General features: G+C 70.2%; 2 protein-coding genes. Both read right to left on the minus strand.

Annotated elements, in window-relative coordinates:
* Positions 1-235: 235 nt before the first annotated feature.
* Positions 236-982, minus strand: a complete 747-nt coding sequence (locus tag EHS43_RS42165; protein WP_125195762.1) for a DUF6227 family protein — start codon at positions 980-982, stop codon at positions 236-238.
* A 177-nt stretch (positions 983-1159) separates the two neighbouring features.
* A complete protein-coding gene (locus EHS43_RS42170; RefSeq protein WP_125195763.1) occupies positions 1160-2386 on the minus strand; it encodes an Ig-like domain-containing protein in 1227 nt (408 codons plus the stop codon).
* Positions 2387-2608 lie beyond the last annotated feature (222 nt).

Here is a 2608-nt window from a genome sequence, read left to right on the forward strand (position 1 = left end):
CCCTTCCCCGCCCTCGCGCCGCCGCGCCCGGCCATGAGTCCGTCGAGCTCACACCGGCGGAGAAGGACGCGTTCGCGGGTCTGGTACGACAGCTCAGCGGCGGCCGCTGAACGCGAGCCGCCGGGCCACTCGGGGCAGGTGCGGTCGGCGTGTGGGCGCAGGACCGCGGCCTGTCGGCTCAGGACAGGTGCGGGCCCGGCCTTCGACTCAGGGCGGGCGCGGTCGGCCTATCGGCTCAGGACAGGTGCGCCGCGCGGCGCTCCATCGCCTCGCGGGCCGCGTCCTCGGAGACGTACACCTCGCACATGTGCCGTCCGTCGGGAGTCGCCGTGTGCTCGACCTCCCACAGGGAGATCTCCGCTCCGTCGCGCAGCAGGAACGCGTGCTCGTAGAGCGAGAAGCCCAGCCCGGCACGGCCCGCCCGGCAGGGCCGCCCGAACGCCTGCGTGATCTGGTGGGCGAACGCCTCCCTCAGCAGCGCCGCCGTCTCCGGGCCCGGCCGGTCCGTGTTCTCCGCGCGGCGCAGCAGCCGGCGCGCGTGGTCCGCCGAGTCGTCCGGCACATAGGCGTGCCGCGGCGGCTGCACGGGCGCGAGCTGCACCGTCACCGGCAGCTCGAAATCCGGGGTGTCCTGCGGTAACGGAAGCCGCGCGGTCGCCGCCCGCAGCTCCTCCTCGTCGACGTACACCTCGTGCTGCGGAACGCTGTCCCGCGCGGTGTTGTGCACGAGCTCCCACAGAGTGAGCGCCGAGCCGTCGGCGAGCAGCCACGTGTGCCGGTAGGTCTCCCGGTGCAGCCCCGCGCTGTGGTGTGCGGAGTGCAGCGAACTGTCGTACGCCAGCGCGCAGTCCAGTCGCCGGATCGTCTCGTCGGGCAACTCGAAGGAGTTCAGGGCACGACCGAGGAGCCGCGCGAGGTGCTCCTCCGGAGACTCGGGCGACTCGGGTGGTTCGTACGCTGCCGTCTCGTACGGAACGCTCAAGGTTTCTCCCGGCGTTGCTGCATGTCACCTTGTGGGTGCATACCGTAGCCCCTCGGTCGGACATCATGTCCGGGAACCGAGAAAACGTATGCCCGGAAAACGGCCGGGCCGCGCAGGAAGTTCCCGCGAGGCCCGACGAACCGTCAAAAACCCCCGGTCAGGGGGTGCTTGCGGCGATCAGGACGTCCCGGCGGCGCTGCCCGCGACCCACTCGTTCCACGACATGTTCCAGCCGTTGAGTCCGTTGTCCGGCGCCACCGTCTTGTCGGGGGAGTTCTTCACGACCACCACGTCCCCGATCAGCGAGTTGTCGTAGAACCACTTGGCCGGGGTGTCCGCCCGTCCGCCCTTGACGTCCCGCAGCCCGACGCAGCCGTGGCTGGTGGCGGTGCGCCCGAAGGGCGGATTGCCCTGGTTGTACCAGTAGTTGCCGTGGATGAAGGTCCCCGACTGCGTCAGCCGCATGGCGTCCGGGACGTCGGGGATGTCGTAGGCGTTGGCCAGCGCGACCGTCCGGCTGTCCATACGGATCTTCTTGTACTTCTCGGAGATCACCATCTGCCCGTTGTAGGTGGTGAACTCCGGGCTCCCCGTGGAGATCGGCACGGTCTTGACGGTCGCCCCGTCCCGGACCACCTTCATGGTCTGGGTGTCGGCGTCCACGGTGGACACCTGCGAGCGGCCCACCGTGAAGCCGACGGTCTTCTCCTGCACCCCGCCGACCCCGTCGGCGCCCTGCACCCCGTCCAGGTCGATCTTCATCGTGACCTTGGAGCCGGCCTTCCAGTACTCCTCGGGCCGGAAGTCGAGCCGCTGCGCCCCGAACCAGTGCCCGACCACCCGCTGCCCGCTGCTGGAGCTGACGGTGATGTGCGACTGCACGGCCTTCTTGTCGCTGATCGCCTTGTCGAAGGTGAACGACACCGGCATCCCCACGCCGACCGTCGTGCCGTCGTCCGGCGTGTACGTGCCGATGAAGCTGTCGGCCTTGGAGACGGTCGTGAAGACGGACTTCGTGGTCACGGCCCTGCCGTCCGCGTCCTTCGCCGTCGCGGCTATCTCGTACTTCGTTCCCCGCTCCAGCTGCTCCCGGGGCTTCCAGGTCGTCCCGCCCGCGGCCAGTGCCCCCGGCACCTCCTGGCCCGTGCCGGCCACGGTCATCCTCACTCCGGTCAGCGTGCCGTCGCTGACCTTCACGCCGGTCCTGTTGATCGACGCGCCCGTCGAGCCGTTCCTGGCGGAGATGGCGATCTGTGCCGCGGAGGACTTCGCGGGGTCCTTGCCGCCCTTGCCCTCGCTCCTGGTGTCGGAGTCGGCTCCGCACGCGGTGAGGGTGAGGGCGCCGACCATCAGGACGGCACAGGCCCCCAGTGTGCGCCGTGCTGCTGTGTCCGGCGTTGTCACGGGATGCTCCAGATTCGTGTGAAGTGTGTTGTCCGCTCGACTCCGTGAAGAAGGAGGGACCCGGTCCTCGGCCGGGTTCCCTGTCAGCGCGACGAATGCCCGCATGTGACAGAACCCGGACAGAAGCCCGGAGTTCGCCCGGAGCGGACCGGGACCACGCGAAGCGGGCGGGGTTGTGGGCGGGTGCGGTCGGCCGGGTCGGGCGCGCGGTTCCCGCGGGCC

Source organism: Streptomyces sp. RP5T, from assembly GCF_003933965.1.
Taxonomy (GTDB): domain Bacteria; phylum Actinomycetota; class Actinomycetes; order Streptomycetales; family Streptomycetaceae; genus Streptomyces.